Annotated in this window: 17 protein-coding genes; 13 read left to right on the top strand and 4 right to left on the bottom strand. The window is 72.9% G+C overall.

Annotated features, from left to right (window positions below; all coding sequences use genetic code 11):
• The first annotated feature begins 47 nt into the window (after positions 1–47).
• The 4 genes from HCN08_RS04975 (at position 48) to HCN08_RS04990 (ending at position 3,892) form a co-directional block, all read left to right on the top strand.
• A complete protein-coding gene (locus HCN08_RS04975) occupies positions 48–1,421 on the top strand; it encodes an FAD-binding oxidoreductase (protein WP_167981597.1) in 1,374 nt (457 codons plus the stop codon).
• A gap of 70 nt (positions 1,422–1,491) precedes the next feature.
• A complete protein-coding gene (locus HCN08_RS04980; RefSeq protein WP_167981598.1) occupies positions 1,492–2,247 on the top strand; it encodes a decaprenylphospho-beta-D-erythro-pentofuranosid-2-ulose 2-reductase in 756 nt (251 codons plus the stop codon).
• Between the two features lie 371 nt (positions 2,248–2,618).
• Positions 2,619–3,281 (top strand): hypothetical protein, encoded by a 663-nt coding sequence (locus tag HCN08_RS04985; protein ID WP_167981599.1) that lies wholly within the window; start codon positions 2,619–2,621, stop codon positions 3,279–3,281.
• A 170-nt stretch (positions 3,282–3,451) separates the two neighbouring features.
• Positions 3,452–3,892, top strand: a complete 441-nt coding sequence (locus tag HCN08_RS04990; protein ID WP_167981600.1) for an NUDIX hydrolase — start codon at positions 3,452–3,454, stop codon at positions 3,890–3,892.
• On the opposite strand, the gene HCN08_RS04995 is transcribed toward HCN08_RS04990, so the two are convergent.
• A complete protein-coding gene (locus tag HCN08_RS04995) occupies positions 3,889–4,596 on the bottom strand; it encodes a hypothetical protein (protein ID WP_167981601.1) in 708 nt (235 codons plus the stop codon). The genes HCN08_RS04990 and HCN08_RS04995 overlap by 4 nt on opposite strands.
• Before the next feature lie 274 nt (positions 4,597–4,870).
• Between HCN08_RS04995 and HCN08_RS05000 the strand changes: the two genes are divergently transcribed.
• Together HCN08_RS05000 and HCN08_RS05005 are read left to right on the top strand one after the other, a co-directional pair.
• On the top strand, positions 4,871–5,494 hold the full coding sequence (locus HCN08_RS05000; protein WP_167981602.1) for an RNA polymerase sigma factor: 624 nt from the start codon (positions 4,871–4,873) through the stop codon (positions 5,492–5,494).
• 19 nt (positions 5,495–5,513) lie between these two features.
• Entirely contained in the window at positions 5,514–6,560 is a 1,047-nt protein-coding gene (locus HCN08_RS05005) for a CU044_5270 family protein (RefSeq protein ID WP_240969753.1), read from the top strand.
• Between the two features lie 29 nt (positions 6,561–6,589).
• On the opposite strand, the gene HCN08_RS05010 is transcribed toward HCN08_RS05005, so the two are convergent.
• Positions 6,590–7,267 carry a TetR/AcrR family transcriptional regulator gene (locus tag HCN08_RS05010; RefSeq protein ID WP_167981604.1) on the bottom strand — a complete coding sequence of 226 codons (678 nt, stop codon included), beginning with the start codon at positions 7,265–7,267 and terminating at the stop codon, positions 6,590–6,592.
• A 134-nt stretch (positions 7,268–7,401) separates the two neighbouring features.
• Here HCN08_RS05010 and HCN08_RS05015 point away from each other — a divergent pair, with 134 nt between their 5' ends.
• From HCN08_RS05015 to HCN08_RS05025, 3 genes are all read left to right on the top strand, one after another.
• Positions 7,402–7,950: a carbonic anhydrase gene (locus tag HCN08_RS05015; RefSeq protein WP_167981605.1), complete on the top strand. Its 549-nt coding sequence runs from the start codon at positions 7,402–7,404 to the stop codon at positions 7,948–7,950.
• An 83-nt stretch (positions 7,951–8,033) separates the two neighbouring features.
• Complete coding sequence (locus tag HCN08_RS05020) at positions 8,034–8,504, top strand: GNAT family N-acetyltransferase (protein WP_167981606.1); 471 nt, start codon at positions 8,034–8,036, stop codon at positions 8,502–8,504.
• Positions 8,505–8,825: 321 nt separating this feature from the next.
• Entirely contained in the window at positions 8,826–9,302 is a 477-nt protein-coding gene (locus tag HCN08_RS05025; RefSeq protein WP_167981607.1) for a lamin tail domain-containing protein, read from the top strand.
• 93 nt (positions 9,303–9,395) lie between these two features.
• Here HCN08_RS05025 and HCN08_RS05030 read toward each other — a convergent pair whose 3' ends face one another.
• Together HCN08_RS05030 and trpS are read right to left on the bottom strand one after the other, a co-directional pair.
• Positions 9,396–9,971 (bottom strand): 2'-5' RNA ligase family protein, encoded by a 576-nt coding sequence (locus tag HCN08_RS05030; protein ID WP_167981608.1) that lies wholly within the window; start codon positions 9,969–9,971, stop codon positions 9,396–9,398.
• 173 nt (positions 9,972–10,144) lie between these two features.
• Positions 10,145–11,164, bottom strand: a complete 1,020-nt coding sequence (gene trpS, locus HCN08_RS05035; RefSeq protein WP_167981609.1) for a tryptophan--tRNA ligase — start codon at positions 11,162–11,164, stop codon at positions 10,145–10,147.
• Positions 11,165–11,413: 249 nt separating this feature from the next.
• On the opposite strand from trpS, the gene rocD reads away from it, so the two are divergent.
• From rocD to efeB, 4 genes are all read left to right on the top strand, one after another.
• Positions 11,414–12,670: an ornithine--oxo-acid transaminase gene (gene rocD, locus HCN08_RS05040; protein ID WP_167981610.1), complete on the top strand. Its 1,257-nt coding sequence runs from the start codon at positions 11,414–11,416 to the stop codon at positions 12,668–12,670.
• Positions 12,671–12,945: 275 nt separating this feature from the next.
• Complete coding sequence (gene efeU / locus HCN08_RS05045) at positions 12,946–13,806, top strand: iron uptake transporter permease EfeU (protein ID WP_167981611.1); 861 nt, start codon at positions 12,946–12,948, stop codon at positions 13,804–13,806.
• 56 nt (positions 13,807–13,862) lie between these two features.
• Positions 13,863–15,011: an iron uptake system protein EfeO gene (efeO, locus tag HCN08_RS05050; RefSeq protein WP_167981612.1), complete on the top strand. Its 1,149-nt coding sequence runs from the start codon at positions 13,863–13,865 to the stop codon at positions 15,009–15,011.
• Positions 15,011–16,300 (top strand): iron uptake transporter deferrochelatase/peroxidase subunit, encoded by a 1,290-nt coding sequence (efeB, locus tag HCN08_RS05055; protein ID WP_167981613.1) that lies wholly within the window; start codon positions 15,011–15,013, stop codon positions 16,298–16,300. Before efeO ends, efeB begins: the two co-directional genes overlap by 1 nt.
• Positions 16,301–16,308 lie beyond the last annotated feature (8 nt).

The following is a 16,308-nucleotide window of genomic DNA, read 5'->3' on the forward strand; positions in this document are numbered from 1 at the left end:
TGTGGATAACCCCCTTTTGGGGCGTTCCGGGCGATAGCGTCAGCGATATGCCCGTACCCTTCGCCGCCCCCGAGGCCGTCCCCGTCACCGGATGGGGCCGCACCGCGCCCACGTCCGCGCTGGTGCTGCGCCCCGGTTCGTACGAGGAGGCGGTGCGCGCCCTGGCCGAGTGCGGCGGGCGCGGCGCGATCGCCCGGGGCCTGGGCCGGGCGTACGGGGACGCGGCGCAGAATGCCGGCGGCGCGGTGCTGGACATGACGGGCCTGGACCGTATCCATGAGATCGACGCGGTCGGCGGCCTCGTGACGTGCGACGCGGGGGTGTCGCTGCACCGCCTGATGCAGGTGATGCTGCCGCTCGGCTGGTTCGTGCCGGTCTCGCCGGGGACGCGGTATGTGACGGTCGGCGGCGCGATCGGCGCCGACATCCACGGCAAGAACCACCACATGTCCGGCTCCTTCTCCCGCCATGTGCGGGCCATCGAGCTGCTCACCGGGGACGGTGAGACCCGGGTCGCCACCCCCGAGGACGAGCCGGACCTGTTCTGGGCCACGGCCGGCGGCATGGGCCTGACCGGCGTCATCCTCGCCGCGACGCTCCAGATGCTGCCGGTCGAGACGTCACTGATGACGGTGGACACCGAGCGCGCCACCGACCTGGACGACCTGATGGCCCGGCTGGCCGCCGACGACCACCGGTACCGCTACTCCGTCGCCTGGATCGACCTGCTCGCCCGCGGCGCGCGGACCGGCCGCGCCGTCCTGACCCGCGGCGACCACGCCCCGCTGGAGGCGCTGCCGCCCCGGCTGCGCGCCGACCCGCTCGCCTTCCGCCCCGCCTCCCGCCTGCCGGCCGCCCCCCGCTTTGTCCCCGAGGGCCTGCTGGGCCGCCGCAGCGTGGGGCTGTTCAACGAGTTCTGGTACCGCAAGGCCCCGCGCGACCAGCGCGGCAGGCTCCAGAAGCTGGCCGCGTTCTTCCACCCGCTGGACGGCCTGCCCGAGTGGAACCGGATCTACGGCCGCGGCGGCTTCGTCCAGTACCAGTTCGTGGTCGGCTACGGGCAGGAGGAGGCGCTGCGGCGGATCGTGCGGCGGATCGGCTCGCGCCGCTGCCCGTCCTTCCTCGCCGTCCTCAAGCGCTTCGGCGAGGCCGACCCGGGGTGGCTGTCCTTCCCGATGCCCGGCTGGACGCTGGCGCTGGACCTGCCGGCGACGCTGCCGGGCCTGGCCGCCTTCCTCGACGAGCTGGACGACGAGGTGGCCGCGGCCGGCGGCCGGGTCTACCTGGCCAAGGACGCCCGGATGCGCCCGGACGTGCTGGCCCGCATGTATCCCCGGCTCGACGATTTCCGCGAGCTGCGCTCCCGCTACGACCCGCGCCGCGTCATCACCTCCGACCTCGCCCGCCGGCTGGCCGTATGAGCGCAGCCGCAGTCCCCGCCCTCACTGACCGCCCCTCCGACCGCCCCTCTGACCGTTTTACGGAGAAGCCATGAAGGACGCCTTCGGTGCCCCGCAGTCCCTGCTGGTGCTGGGCGGCACGTCGGAGATCGGGCTGGCGACCGCCCGCCGGCTGATCGGCCGCCGTACGCGCACGGTCTTCCTCGCCGGGCGGCCGTCGCCGCAACTGGACGCGGCGGCGCAGTCCCTGCGCCGGCTCGGCGCGACGGTGACGACCGTCGACTTCGACGCGCTGGACCCGGCCTCGCACGAGGTGGCGCTCGGCAAGGTCTTCGCCGAGGGCGACATCGACATGGTGCTGCTGGCCTTCGGCGTGCTGGGCGACCAGGCGCGCGACGAGCAGGACCCGCTGGCCGCCGTCCATGTGGCGCAGGTCAACTACACCGGCGCGGTGTCGGCGGCCCTGGTCGGCGCCACCGCGCTCCAGGTGCAGGGCCATGGCTCGCTGGTGGTGCTCTCCTCGGTCGCCGGGGAGCGCGCCCGCCGGGCGAACTTCATCTACGGCAGCAGCAAGGCGGGCCTGGACGCCTTCTGCCAGGGCCTGGCCGACGCCATGCACGGCTCGGGGGTGCATGTGATGACGGTCAGGCCCGGGTTCGTCCACACCAGGATGACCGAGGGCCTGGAGCCGGCCCCGCTGTCCACGACGGCCGACGAGGTGGCCGCCGCGATCGAGCTGGGGCTGCGCCGCCGCAGCACGACGATCTGGGTGCCGGGCACGCTGCGGGCGGTGATGTCCGCGATCCGCCATCTGCCGCGCCCCCTCTTCCGCCGGCTGCCCCTCTGAGCGGTGGTCCCTGCCCGCGGCCGGGCTCACGGCCCGGCCGCCCGCCCACGAGGGTTTGCGGCCCGCGGATGTGACATCACGTCAATTTCCTTACGGAATAGTTGTATTGTCACGGCAGCCGCACAACCTCGTCACCAATTCGCCACCGCACGACACCGCGTACACGAAATTCGGTGTTCGCATTGCCGGAAGCGCGGCCCGTTATGCGGCGCCGAAGTGCCGTAAAGTGCGGCTTTCCGGGCGGCGGCAATGCCCATTCGGGGTCCGTGTATAGTGACGCGACGTCCCAGACAATCGAACGAACGGAAGCGGCACGCCCAGCCTCTGACGGCTCGTCACGGCGCCGAATTCCGCACCGGGGGTATCACCACATGCGTATCCACAAGCCCACCAGTCTTGTCGTCGCGGCCGTCATAGCCGGCGGCGCGTTCCTCACGGCGTGCAACGACGACGACAGCTCGTCCGACGCGACGTCCTCGACGCCGAGCGCCGGCGCCCCGGCCACGACCGACGCGCCCTCCCCGACCGCGGACACCGCGGCACCCACCGACTCGCCGTCCGCCGCGGGCGGCGGCACCGCGGCGCAGGGCAAGCCGGTGACCGTCAACAAGTCGTTCACCGACGACGTGATGGGCGAGAAGGCCACCGTCATCAGCTACATCTCGGGCTTCCAGCCCTCGGCGGCGTCGAAAAGCAAGTTCTCCGCGCTGGAGGACGAGGATGTCATTCTGGTCAACGTGAAGGTCACGGCGAGCTCGAAGTATTACGACACCTTCGGCGCGGACTCCTTCTACCTGACGGCCCAGTCGAACGGCATCGACCAGGCGAGCACGACAATCCTCGACGACGACATCAAGGCGGCGGGTTACCCCCCGCTGGAGGACGCGGAAACCGGCAAGACGACGACCGGGTGGGTCGTCTTCACCCCGAAGAAGGACGAGAAGACCCTCGTCCTGCGCTACAAGCGCCTGGCGGCGCAGACCTCGAACGGCACGAAGATCACGGCGAAGAACTTCGACATCCCGCTGAACTGACCCCGCCGGCCCGCACCCACGACGGCCCCGCTGCCCCGGACCCCCGGCTCAGCGGGGCCGCCCGCGTCCCCTCAGTCCTCGCCGCACGCGCCGTCTACACTCTCACGCTACGAGCTACGCACTGGCTGCGCGCCGGCTGCGCACCGGAAACGGCAAGAAAGGCCACGATCGTGAACGTCGGCGGACCCGTCATCGACGTGCACCTCGTCCTGCGGGACGGCGACCGCGTACTGCTCTCGCGGCGGGCCGGTGCGTACGGGCACGGCATGTGGCACGCGCCCTCGGGGAAGTTGGAGCCGGACGAGGCGTTGACCCGGGCGGTCGTGCGCGAGGGGTACGAGGAGACCGGGGTCGTCGTCGCCGAGGCCGACCTGCGGCTCGTGCACACCGTCCACCACCGGCAGGACGACGGCGTCGCCGACCGTATCGGCTTCTTCTTCGAGGCCACCCGCTGGCAGGGCGACCCCGTCAACCGCGAACCCGACAAGTGCCTGGCCCTGCGCTGGTTCCCCGTCGACGCGCTGCCCGCGGACCTGATCCCGTACCCGGCGGCGGGCCTGCGCGGCTACCTCGCAGGGGACTTCGGCGTCACCCTCCACGGATGGCCCTAGCCCACCTGGATGGTGATGCCTGCGGCGGTGAGGTCGGCGACGGCTTGTTGGGAGAGGGCGCGGGCGTTGGGGATGCGGGGCTGGTAGAGGTGGTGGGCGCGGATGGTGATCTGGAAGCGGTGGCCGTGGTGGCCGTTCGTCGCCAGGTCGACGAGGCGTTCGGTGCAGCCTTCGACGCCGGGGGCCTTGGTGGTCGTGCCGTGGCGGCTGGAGCAGGGGCTCGCGGTGAGGTCGGAGATGACCAGGGTGTGCAGCCGGCCGCCCTGGCCGTCGGGCTGGCCCTGGGCCAGGGCCTGGGCGGTGTCCGCGCGGGCCATGGTGGGCATGGAGCAGGCGGTCTCCAGCTCGTCGATGAGCTGGTCCTCCGCGTGGTCGCCGGGTGAGTACGGCGTGGTCTGGCTGCTGAAGGTGCCGATGCCCACGCCGTTGACCGTCGCGTTCAGCGTGACGCTGTAGCCGGGGTCGGCGGTCACCTCCTCGCCGGGCCCGAAGTGGGTGCGCTGGAGGACGGGGTGGCCGGAGCGGTGCAGCATGCGCAGGACGGTGCCGTTGCCCACCGAGCCCTGGAGCGCGGGCATGGCGCGGGCGTCGCCGCGTACGAGGTCGGGGGTGCGGGGGTCGGCCGTACGGCGTTGCGCGCCGGCCGCCCCGGGACGGGCCTCGTCCCGTTCGCCGCCCGCCGCGGGCCTGCGGTGTGTGCGCACAGGGCTCACCTCTTCGCTCGGGGGCACGTGCGGCGCGTGCGGCACGTACGGCACGGTGCGGGGTTCCCTGGATACCGCGCCGGGCGCCGCCCGGGACAGGGCCGCGCGGACATGGTGGAGGGCAGCGCCGATGTCCCCGCGGGCCGAGCGCCCCCGGGGATGGAACCCGATGCGGCCCAGCGGCGAAGGACAGGAGAGGAACCCGAACAAGCCCAAGCCTTCGAGGCGTTCGACCGAACGAGATCCGAACGAGACCCGAACGAGAGGAGCCCTGATGGCCGTCGAGCCCCCGGGCGTCCGCACCCGCGAAGAGCAACGCGAGGACAGCGACGCCGGTGTGATCGCGCGGTCCCGGGACGAGCCCGAGCTGTTCGCCGTCCTCTTCTACCGGTACGCCGACGCCGTGCACCGCTACCTGGCCCGGCGGGTCGGCCCGGAGGCGGCGGAGGACCTGACGGCGGACACGTTCACGACCGCCTTCCAGCGGCGCCACAGCTACGACCTCACACGTGCCGACGCCCGCCCCTGGCTCTTCGGCATCGCGACCAACCTCGTCGCCCGGCACCGCAGGGCCGAAGCACGCCGCTTAAAGGCGCTCGCGAAGGTCCCCGAGCCGGTGGAGCACGAGGAGCCGGTCGCGGACCGCGCGGTCGCGAGGGCGGGTGCGACGGGGCTGCGGCCGGAGCTGGCGGCGGCGCTGGCCAGGCTGTCCGCCCGGCACCGGGACGTGGTCCTGCTGGTGGCCTGGGCCGACCTCGGCTACGAGGAAGCGGCCCAGGCCCTCGGTGTGCCGGTGGGCACCGTCAGATCCCGGCTGAACCGGGCTCGCAGCAGGTTGCGCGCAGCACTGGGCGGGTCTGATCCGACAGCTTTACGAGAGGCGGACGCCCATGCGTGAGATCGAGGAGCCGCGAGACATGCGGGACCTGCAAGAACTGCGGGAGTACGACGCGGGGGCTCCCCCGCTGGACGTCGCCACCCGGTGGCGGGTGCGGGCCCGGCTGCTCGCCGCGATCGAGGCGGAGCGCTCGGGGAACGCGGAGACCGCGGGCAACGCGGGCAACGCGGGGAGCGCCCCGGCACCGCGCCCGCGCCGCCCCGTCCTGCGCATCGCGCTGGCCACCGCGGTCGCCGCCGCGGTCACCGGCGGTGTCGCGGTCTCCGGGCTCGTCGACGGCGCCGGCGGCAGCAACGGCAAGGGGCGGGCGGCGGGCGACTCCCCGCTGGTCCTGGAGAACGTCAGCGCGCAGACCGTGCTCAAGGGCGCGGCCACGTACGCGCGGCAGCACGAGCAGGCGGCACGGCCCAGGAACGACCAGTTCATCTACACCAAGGAGCTCGTCAAGAAGACCGACGCGGTGGCCGGCGACACGAAGACCTACACCGACGAGAACTGGACCTCGGTGGACGACTCGAAGCCGTCCTGGGTCATGGAGGTCGGCAAGGGCTGGTGGTCCCAGCCGTCGGAACCGGGCGTGATCAACTGGCCGCCGCTGGAGTGGACGGAGCTGGAGAAGCTGCCGACCGACCCCACGCAGCTCATCCTCAGGGTCGTGGGCGGCAACGCCACGATCGAGAACGGCAAGGTGACCGGCCTGAACGACGGCATGTGGTCGATGGTCCACCTCATGCTCACCGGGCTGCTCGAACGCGTTCCGGTGATGCCCGACGGGCTGCGCGCGGCGGCGTTCGAGGCGCTCGGGCTGGTCCCCGGGACGAAGGTGGTCTCCGGCCTGCGGGACGCCAGGGGGCGGGTCGGCGTGGGCGTCACGTACGACGACCCGGAGCGGCCGTACGGGACGAAGGACGGGGGCGACTACTTCCTCTTCGACCCGACGACCTACGCCTACCTCGGCTACCGGGTCGACGAGAGCGCGGGGTCGGGCAACGGCAAGGTGCACGAAGTCCTGTTCACCTCCCTCGAAAGCTGGGCGGTCGTCGACAGGGCCAAGCAGCGCCCGTGACGCCCGGCCGGTGAAACGCCCGGGCGTCCTTACGCCAGCATCTCGCCGATCGTGCGCAACGTGCGTTCCTCCAGCGCGTTGCGCTCGGCCGCGGGCAGGTCGCGCAGGGGCCCCTGGCCGACGAGCACGGCCAGGCCGTGGACGGTGGACCAGACGGGGTACTCCAGGCCCGGGCGGCGCTCCGGGTCGAGGACCCGAGCCTGCGTCAACTCGTCCAGCACCGCCCGCAGTTGCCCGAGGGGGGAGCGGTCGGGCCGGGTCGGGCCGGCGGCGCCCGGCGCGGCGCCCGGGTACGGGTACGGGTGCTCGTGCGGGACGGCGAAGGCGGTGGCGAACAGGCCGGGCTCCTCGCGGGCGAAGGCCAGATACGCCGTGCCGACCGCGCGCAGCCGCGCGCCCGCCGCCGCGGGGTCGCCGTACGGGCCCGGCACGCTCGCCGTGCCCGCGGCCATCCGGTCGGCCAGCTCGCCGATCGCCGCGGCGCACACCGCCGCGAGGAGCTCGCCGCGGTTGGCGAAGTGCCGGTAGGCCGCGTTGGGGACGACGCCGACCGCGCGGGTGGCCTCGCGCAGCACCACGGCGTCCGGTCCGCCGGCCCGGGCGAGGTCCAGCCCGGCCGCGACCAGGCCGTCCCGTACGGCACCGCGCGGGCGCCGCTGCGGCTCCTCGGCGGAGGGCGGGCGCGGGGCGGGCCGGTCGGGCGTCACGACGTCAGGATACCTGTAGTGGACGGCGTCCACATTTCAGTGGACGCTGTCCACATCCCCGGGCTACGGTGGACGGCGTCCACCTCACGGCGCGAGCCCGGCGGCTCGCCCCTCCGCAACGCCCGGAGCCCGCCATGCCCACCCGCCTGACCCCCCTCCTCGCCCGCAACGAGCACTTCGCCCGCGCCTACTCCCCTGTCCCCCTCGGGGTGCCCACCGCGCAGACCGTCGTCGTGACCTGCCTGGACCACCGCCTCGACCCCGCCGCGATCCTGGGCCTCCAGCCCGGCGACGCCCCCGTCGTCCGCAACGCCGGCGGCCGTGTCACCCCCTCCCTGATCCACGACCTGGCCTACCTCGCCTTCCTCGCGGCGGACGTCTTCGGCATGGCGGACGGCCCGCTCTTCGAGGTCGCCCTGCTCCACCACACGCAGTGCGGCACCGGCTTCCTCGCCGACCCCGCCTTCCTGCGCCGCGCCGCCGAGACCACCGGCGTCGACGAGCCCACGCTGCGGGCCACCGAGGTCGCCGACCCCGAGCGCACCGTCCGCGAGGACGTCGCCCGCCTGCTCGCCGCACCGCTGCTGCCGCCGCGGGTCAGCGTCTCCGGCCACGTCTACGCCGTCGAGACCGGCCGCGTCACCACCGTGACCGAGGCCGCGCGGAAGCCCGGGCCGCACTGAGCGGACGCCGGGAGCGCCCACGAGCCGAGCCGCGGGCGGTTAACCGGTGGCCCGGGGTGGGGGGTGCCGGTACGGTCCGGCGGATGGGTGACAGTGAAGGACCTCAGGGTGTGCGGATCCGGTCGGCGGGCGCGGCGGACGCGGAGGTGGTCGCGCGGGTGCACATGGACTCGCGGGCCGGGACCATGCCGTATCTGCCGCCGCAGCGCCGCGGGCACGACGAAGTGACCCGGTGGATACGGGAGGTCGTGCTCACGCAGTGCCAGGTGTGGGTCGCCGAGCGCGCCGGGCGGATCGAGGGCTACGCGGCGCTCGAAGGCGACATGCTGGAGCAGCTCTATCTGCGGCCCGAGGCGCGCCGGCAGGGCATCGGGACGCTGCTGCTCGACGAGGCCAGGCGGCACAGCCCCGGCGGTCTGTCGCTGCATGTCTTCCAGCAGAACACCGGGGCCAGGGCCTTCTACGAGCGGCACGGCTTCACCGTCCTGGACACGAATGACGGCGCCCGCAACATGGAGAACCTGCCCGACATGACGCTGCGCTGGACGCCGTAGGCCGCCCGCCCGGCAGCCGGTTCCGTTACGTTCCCGGTCGCGGCCCGCCCGAGCGCTCGGGCGGGCGTTCGGGGTGGCCCGCGGGGTGGCGCGCCGCCGCCGGGCCCGTAGCGGCGCGGCCAGAAGCCGTACCCGAGGGTCGCGACACACCGAACCGGGCACTCCTTGCGCGGCGCATCCGACAGTTACGGATTTGTCCGTAATCGGTAACACGGTGCCGTCCGTACGGCCGGCCGCCGGGGCGCGGAGTGATCGTGAGGGCGTCGGCGCGGGAGACCGGGCCGGCGCCCGGATCACCAGTACGACACGAAAGGGGACTCCGTGTCCCGTATCGCTTCCCGCCTGGCCGCGACCGTGCTCGCGGCGGGTGCCCTCGTGACCGCCGCCGCGCTGCCGGCGTCCGCCGCGGACCACTCGCGCGGCCACGACCGCGGCCGGCAGCAGAGCGCCCAGGTCGTCCTCGGCGCCGTCCACCACACCGCGAACGACCGGGACCGGTCGAACCGCTCGCTGAACAACGAGTGGATCACGGTGACCAACGAGGGCCGGCGCGCGGTCAGCCTCAACCGCTGGACGCTGACCGACGCCGAGCGCCACACGTACCGCTTCGGCAACGTGACGCTGCGGGCGCACGAGTCGCTGCGCGTCCACACCGGCAACGGCCGCAACACCGCCCGCGACCTCTACCAGGACCGCGGCGCCTCGGTGTGGAACCGCAGCCGCGACACCGCGACGCTGCGTGACGCCCGCGGCGCGATCGTGGACACCGAGTCCTGGGGCCACCGCACCCACCGCTGAGCCCCACCGCCGGGCCGCCCCGCGCGGGCGGTCCGGCACCCGGTCGCCCCGTCCCCGGCCACCCCGGGCGGCGGGGCGCCGTCACGCCGGGCCCTAGAGCCGGGTCGCCGTCGTCCGCAGCGGGTGCTGGTGCGGCACGGACGGGGGCTCAGCCCCGAAAGGGTATTCGCGCATCTTGCGCCACACCCCGTCGCCGCCCTGCTCGTAGAGCGCGAAGCCCGTGGTGGTCCACTCGGCCGCGTAGTCGGCGAGCTCGCGCTGGGCGCGGTCCATGGCCGGCTCGGGGATGCCGTGCGCGATCGTCACATGCGGGTGGTACGGGAACTGCAGCTCGCGGCGGACCGGCCCCGAGCGCACCCGCTCCTGGAGGTCGGCGCAGTCGTCCGCGCCCTGCGCGATGTGGACGTAGACCACCGGGGACAGCGGCCGGAAGCTCGCCGTGCCGTCCAGCCGCATCAGGAAGGGGCGGCCGGCCGCGGCGACCCGGGCCAGGTGGCCGCGGAAGGCGGGCAGCTCGGCGGCGGCGACCTCGGTGGGCGGCAGCAGCGTGATGTGGGTGGGGATGGCGTAGGCGGCGGGGTCGCCGAAGCCGGCTCTGCGCTCCTGGAGCAGCCGCCCGTACGGCTCCGGGACCGCGATGGACACGCCGATCGTCGTGGTGGTCTCCATGCGTTCACCCCTTTCCCCAGGTTCCCCGGGTCGGTGCCCTGCGGACGCAGGGCCGGTGCCCGTCAGACGTACGTGTGCGCGCGTGCGCCGTTCCCCGAAAGCCCCGTCACCCCGTGGTACCCCGATCGTGCGCGGCCCGCGACCGGTGGGCGGGGCCCGCCGGCCGCCGGCCGTCAGTGCTTGGCCGGCACGAAGCCGATCCGGTCGTATGCCGCGGCCAGCGTCTCCGCCGCCACGGACCTGGCCTTCTCCGCGCCTTTCGCGAGGACCGAGTCCAGCGTCTCCGGGTCGTCCAGATACTCCCTCGTGCGGTCGTGGAACGGGGTGACCCACTCCACGAAGATCTCCGCGAGGTCGGTCTTGAGCGCACCGTAGCCCTTGCCCTCGTACTGCCGTTCCAGTTCCGGGATTCCGGTGCCGGTGAGGGCGGAGTGAATCCTGAGCAGGTTGCTGACGCCCGGCTTGTCCTTTTCGTCGTACCGGATGACGGTGTCGGTGTCGGTGACCGCGCTGCGGAACTTCTTCGCCGAGACCTTGGGGTCGTCCAGCAGGTTGACCAGGCCCTTGGGGTTGGCGGCCGACTTGCTCATCTTCGCGCCCGGGTCCTGGAGGTCGTAGATCTTCGCGACCTCCTTGACGATGTACGGCACCGGCGCGGTGAACGTCTGCCCGAACCGGCCGTTGAAACGCTCGGCAAGGTCCCGGGTCAGCTCGATGTGCTGGCGCTGGTCCTCGCCGACCGGCACCGCGTCCGCCTGGTAGAGCAGGATGTCGGCGACCTGGAGGATGGGGTACGTGAACAGGCCCACCGTGGCCCGGTCGGCGCCCTGCTTGGCGGACTTGTCCTTGAACTGCGTCATCCGCGACGCCTCGCCGAAGCCGGTGATGCAGTTCATGACCCACGCCAGCTGCGCGTGCTCGGGCACATGGCTCTGGATGAACAGCGTGCAGCGGTCCGGGTCCAGCCCCGCCGCCAGCAGCTGGGCCGCGGCGGTCCTGGTGTTGGCCCGCAGCTCCACCGGATCCTGCGGCACGGTGATCGCGTGCAGGTCCACCACCATGTAAAAGGCGTCGTGGGTGTCCTGGAGCGCCACATACTGCCGGACCGCACCGAGGTAGTTGCCCAGGTGGAACGAGCCGGCGGTGGGCTGGATGCCCGAGAGGGCGCGGGGGACGCGGGAGAGGGGGGCCATGCCCCCATTCTCTCAGGTCGGCGCGACACGCCATACCCCCGATCGGGGCCGCCGGATCTGCGGGGGAAAGCGCCGCGCGCCGCAAGGTTTCGCGCGGGCCCGGGTGCGCGACGATGGAAACACGGTAGAACACCGTGGAACGACGACAGCAGTGCCGCAGGGGCACACCCCGCCCCCTTCCAGGCGCCCGCGTCCCCCACCGGGGTGCCCGCCGCCTGGCTCCCGACGCACGACGAACGGAGTACGCACGTGACCACCAGCACTTCCGGCAACACGCCCGGCACCTCCCCGGCCCCCGGCGCCGCGACCGAGCGGCAGATCGCCGAGGCCGACACGTACAGCGCGCACAACTACCACCCGCTGCCGGTGGTCATCGCCGAGGGCGAGGGCGCCTGGGTGACGGATGTCGAGGGCAAGCGGTACGTGGACATGCTCGCCGGCTACTCGGCGCTGAACTTCGGGCACGCCCACCCGCGGCTGATCGCGGCGGCCAAGGAGCAGCTGGGGCGGGTGACGCTGACCTCGCGGGCCTTCCACCACGACCGCTTCGCCCGCTTCTGCGCGGAGCTGGCGCAGCTGTGCGGCATGGAGATGGTGCTGCCGATGAACACCGGCGCGGAGGCGGTCGAGACGGCGGTCAAGACCGCCCGCAAGTGGGGCTACAAGGTCAAGGGCGTGCCCGACGGCCGGGCGAAGATCATCGTGGCGGACGGCAACTTCCACGGCCGCACCACCACGATCATCAGCTTCTCCACCGACCCGGAGGCCCGCGCGGACTTCGGCCCGTACACCCCCGGTTTCCAGGTCGTCCCGTACGGCGACCTGGCCGCGCTGGAGGCGGCGGTGGACGACGACACGGTCGCGGTGCTGCTGGAGCCGATCCAGGGCGAGGCCGGCGTGCTGGTGCCGCCGCCGGGGTATCTGGCGGGGGTGCGGCGGATCACCGCCGAGCGCGGGGTGCTCTTCATCGCCGACGAGATCCAGTCCGGCCTCGGGCGGACCGGGCGGACGTTCGCGTGCGAGCACGAGGACGTCGTGCCGGACATGTACGTGCTGGGCAAGGCGCTGGGCGGCGGTGTGGTGCCGGTCTCGGCGGTGGTGTCCTCGCGCGAGGTGCTGGGCGTCTTCCGGCCGGGCGAGCACGGCTCGACCTTCGGCGGCAACCCGCTGGCCTGCGCGGTGGGCCTGGAGGTGCTGGCGATGCTGCGCACCGGTGAGTACCAGCGGCGGGCCGCGGAGTTGGGCGAGCACCTGCACCGCGAGCTGGGCTCGCTGCTGGCGGCGGGCGCGCTGACGCAGGTACGGGGCCGCGGGCTGTGGGCGGGCCTGGACATCCCCGCCGAGCGCGGCACCGCGCGCACGGTCGCCGAGGCGCTGCTGCCGCGCGGGGTGCTGGCCAAGGACACCCATGTCTCGACGCTGCGGCTGGCGCCGCCGCTGGTGATCTCCAAGGACGACCTGGACTGGTCGCTGGACCGGCTGCGCGAGGTGCTGACGGCCGGCTGAGCGGCGGTCACGGGCGGGGGCGCGAACCCCGGCACGAACCCCGGCGCGTACCCCGGCACGTGCGGCAGCGCGTACGGCAGCGCGTACGGCGGCGGCGGGCGCGGGCTCCGGGCGCGGGCCCCCGCCCGGCGGGCCGGGCGCGCGCCCCTGTTACCGTACCGAACGGTGCCCGGTGACGATATTTTGCCCGATCGTTAGGCAAGGCTCACCTTGGAGTCCCGAACTTAGGCTAGCCTAACCACGCATAACGGCTGCCTCGGAAGGACTGACCTCAGGTGATCCCAACCCTCGTCATCGGACTGCGGGAGGGCATCGAAGCCTCGCTCATCGTGGGCATCATCGCCGCTTTCCTCGGCCGCAACGGCCGCCGGGACGCGCTGCGTCAGGTGTGGATAGGCGTCGGTGTCGCCGTCACCCTGTGCCTGCTGATCGGCATCGGGCTGGTCACCCTCTCCCGTGAGCTGCCGCAGCAGCAGCAGGAGGCGCTGGAGACGGTCATCGGCGCCCTCGCCGTCGTCATGGTCACCGGCATGATCCTGTGGATGAGCCGTCACGCCCGCGGCATGAAGCGCGAGTTGGAGGACCACGCCGCCAACGCGCTGGCCCAGGGCTCGGCGCGGGCACTGGTCGTGATGGCCTTCCTCGCGGTGCTGCGCGAGGGCTTCGAGACCGCCGTCTTCCTGGTCTCGGTCATCCAGAACAGCTCCAGCGTCGGCACCGGCACCACCGGCGCGGCCATCGGCATCGTCATCGCGTGCGTCATCGGCTACGGCATCTACCGCGGCGGAGTGCGCTTCAACCTCGGCCGGTTCTTCAAGATCACCGGCCTGGTGCTGGTCCTGGTCGCAGCCGGCCTGGTGATGACGGTCTTCCACACCGCGCACGAGGCCGGCTGGATCGACGCCGGCCAGTCCCAGGCGTTCGACCTGAGCTGGCTGGTGCGGCCCGGCACGGTGATCTCCTCGCTGCTCACCGGCGTGCTGGGGCTGCAACCCGAACCGACCGTCATCGAGGTCGTGGTCTGGCTGGTCTACGCCGTGCCCATGCTGGTCTTCCTCAGCTGGCCGCGCCCCACCGGCCGCCGCCCCGCCGCCGCCAAGCCCGCGCCCGCCCCCGAGCCGGTCCAGGGCCGCTGACGCCCTTTCCACCCCCGTCCCCGATCCTTCCGCCAGACCTCCAGGAGCGCTGTCCCATGCCCATATCCACCACCACCCCCCGTGTGCTGCGGGCCACCGGCCTGCTGGCCATCGCCGGGCTGGTCGCCACCGGATGTGCGAAGAGCAAGTCGGACAGCGCCCCCAAGGGCGCGGTGAAGGTCGCGATCAACCTCACCGACGACGGCTGCAAGCCCTCCCCGGCGTCCGTGCCGGCCGGGCCGGTCACCTTCCAGGTCAAGAACGTCAGCGCCAACAAGGTCACCGAGGCCGAGCTGCTGAACGGCGACACCATCATGGGCGAGAAGGAGAACCTGACCCCGGGTCTTTCCGGCACCTTCTCGCTGCGGCTGAACGGCGGGAAGTACCAGGTGTACTGCCCCAACGCCAAGACCGAGAAGACCGACTTCACCGTCACCGGCTCCAGCGCCACGCCGTCCCAGGACCCGGCCGTCAAGGCCGCCCTGACCCAGGCCACCACCGGCTACCAGGCGTACGTCATCGCCGAGGTCGACAAGCTGGTGCCGGCCACCAAGCAGTTCACCGACGCGGTGCGCGCCGGCGACATGGACAAGGCCAAGGCCGCCTTCGCGCAGGCCCGCTACTACTACGAGGAGGTCGAGCCCGTCGCGGAGAGCTTCGGCGACCTCGACCCCGACATCGACGCGCGCGTCGACGACGTCGACGACCAGTCGAAGTGGACCGGCTTCCACCGGCTGGAGAAGGCCCTCTGGCAGGACAAGTCGCTCACCGGCATGAGCCCGGTCGCCGACAAGCTCGACGCGGACGTCGCCAAGCTCAAGACGCTGGTGGCCACCACCACCTACCAGCCCGCCCAGCTCGCCAACGGCGCGACCGAGCTGCTCGACGAGGTCGCCTCCAGCAAGGTCACCGGCGAGGAGGACCGCTACAGCCACACCGACCTGTCCGACTTCGAGGCCAACGTCTCCGGCGCGCAGAAGGCGTTCGACCTGCTCAAGCCGGCGCTGGACAAGACCGACGCGGCGCTGTCGACCACCGTCAACACGCAGTTCGCCGCCGTGCTGGCCGCGCTCCAGCCGTACAAGCAGGGCAACGGCTACGTCGACTACTCCACCGTCGGCGACGACAAGCGGCGCGTCCTGACCCAGAAGGTGGACGCGCTCGCCGAGCCGCTGTCCCAGGTCGCCGCGAAGGTGAACGGCTGATGAGCCGGCCCGGTACCTCCACCGCGTCCGGCCCCGCCTCCGGTACGTCCCGCCGCGGGCTGCTCGCCCTCGGCGGGGCGGCCCTGGCCGGCACGGCCGCGGTGGGCCTGGCCGGGTGCAGCGACGACGACAAGCCCGCCAAGGCCGCCGCACCGGCCGACCGGGTGCCCTTCTACGGCACCCACCAGGCCGGCATCGCCACGCCCGCACAGGACCGGCTGGCCTTCGCCACGTACGACCTGACGGTCAGCGGCACCGTGGCGGAGAACCGGGCCGCGCTGCGGCAGCTGCTCCAGCAGTGGACGGCCGCCGCCGCCGCGATGACGCAGGGGAAGACGGTGCCGGGCGACAACGACAACCCGGCCGCGCCGCCCGCCGACACCGGCGAGGCATACGGGCTGTCGCCGGCCAACCTCACCATCACCCTCGGGCTCGGCGGCTCGCTTTTCGACAAGCGGTTCGGCCTGGCCGGCAAGCGCCCCGCCGCGCTCGCCGACCTGCCCAAGCTGCCGCCGGAGAACCTCGACCCCGAGCGCAGCGGCGGCGACCTGGCCATCCAGGCGTGCGCCGACGACCCGATCGTGGCCTTCCACGTCATCCGCAACCTGGCCCGTATCGGCCGCGGCACCGTCGTCATGCGCTGGTCGCAGCTGGGCTTCGGCAACGCCACCGGCAACGGCGGCGGCAAGGAGACCCCGCGCAACCTGATGGGCTTCAAGGACGGCACGCGCAACATCCCCGGCGACGACACCTCGCTGATGGACGGGCACGTGTGGGTCGGCGACGAGACCGACCAGCCGTGGATGCGCGGCGGCAGCTACCTCGTCGCCCGCCGGATCCGGATGCGCATCGAGGCATGGGACCGCGACTTCCTCCAGGACCAGGAGAACGTCTTCGGCCGCGCCAAGTACACCGGCGCGCCGCTGACCGGCGCCAAGGAGACCGACCAGCCCGACTTCGCCAAGAAGGCCGCCGGCGGCGACCCCGTCATCCCCGCCGACGCGCACATCCGGCTCGCCGCGCACGAGAACAACGGCGGGGTGCGCATCCTGCGCCGCGGCTACTCCTTCACCGACGGCATCGTGCCCGCGACCGGCGAGCTGGACGCGGGGCTGTTCTTCATCGCCTACCAGAAGGACCCGCGCACGCAGTTCATCGCGCTGCAGCGCAAGCTCGGGGCGCACGACGCGCTCAACGAGTACATCCAGCACGTCGGCTCGGGCCTGTTCGCGTGCCCGCCGGGCGCCAGGGCCGCCGGGACGGGCTGGGCGCAGGAGCTGCTGGCGTAAGCCCGGCG

The sequence above is a fragment of the Actinacidiphila epipremni genome, assembly GCF_012034175.1.
GTDB lineage: Bacteria > Actinomycetota > Actinomycetes > Streptomycetales > Streptomycetaceae > Actinacidiphila > Actinacidiphila epipremni.

Bases quoted from the DNA above. Each gene is read 5' to 3' on its own strand.
- HCN08_RS04985 (WP_167981599.1), top strand. From the start codon at position 2,619: ATGCGTATCCACAAGCCCACCAGTCTTGTCGTCGCGGCCGTCATAGCC.
- trpS (WP_167981609.1), bottom strand. From the start codon at position 11,164: ATGGCCCCCCTCTCCCGCGTCCCCCGCGCCCTCTCGGGCATCCAGCCC.
- HCN08_RS05005 (WP_240969753.1), top strand. From the start codon at position 5,514: ATGCGGGACCTGCAAGAACTGCGGGAGTACGACGCGGGGGCTCCCCCG.
- HCN08_RS05030 (WP_167981608.1), bottom strand. From the start codon at position 9,971: ATGGAGACCACCACGACGATCGGCGTGTCCATCGCGGTCCCGGAGCCG.
- HCN08_RS04980 (WP_167981598.1), top strand. From the start codon at position 1,492: ATGAAGGACGCCTTCGGTGCCCCGCAGTCCCTGCTGGTGCTGGGCGGC.
- HCN08_RS05000 (WP_167981602.1), top strand. From the start codon at position 4,871: ATGGCCGTCGAGCCCCCGGGCGTCCGCACCCGCGAAGAGCAACGCGAG.
- efeO (WP_167981612.1), top strand. From the start codon at position 13,863: ATGCCCATATCCACCACCACCCCCCGTGTGCTGCGGGCCACCGGCCTG.
- HCN08_RS05015 (WP_167981605.1), top strand. From the start codon at position 7,402: ATGCCCACCCGCCTGACCCCCCTCCTCGCCCGCAACGAGCACTTCGCC.
- efeB (WP_167981613.1), top strand. From the start codon at position 15,011: ATGAGCCGGCCCGGTACCTCCACCGCGTCCGGCCCCGCCTCCGGTACG.
- HCN08_RS05020 (WP_167981606.1), top strand. From the start codon at position 8,034: ATGGGTGACAGTGAAGGACCTCAGGGTGTGCGGATCCGGTCGGCGGGC.
- HCN08_RS04975 (WP_167981597.1), top strand. From the start codon at position 48: ATGCCCGTACCCTTCGCCGCCCCCGAGGCCGTCCCCGTCACCGGATGG.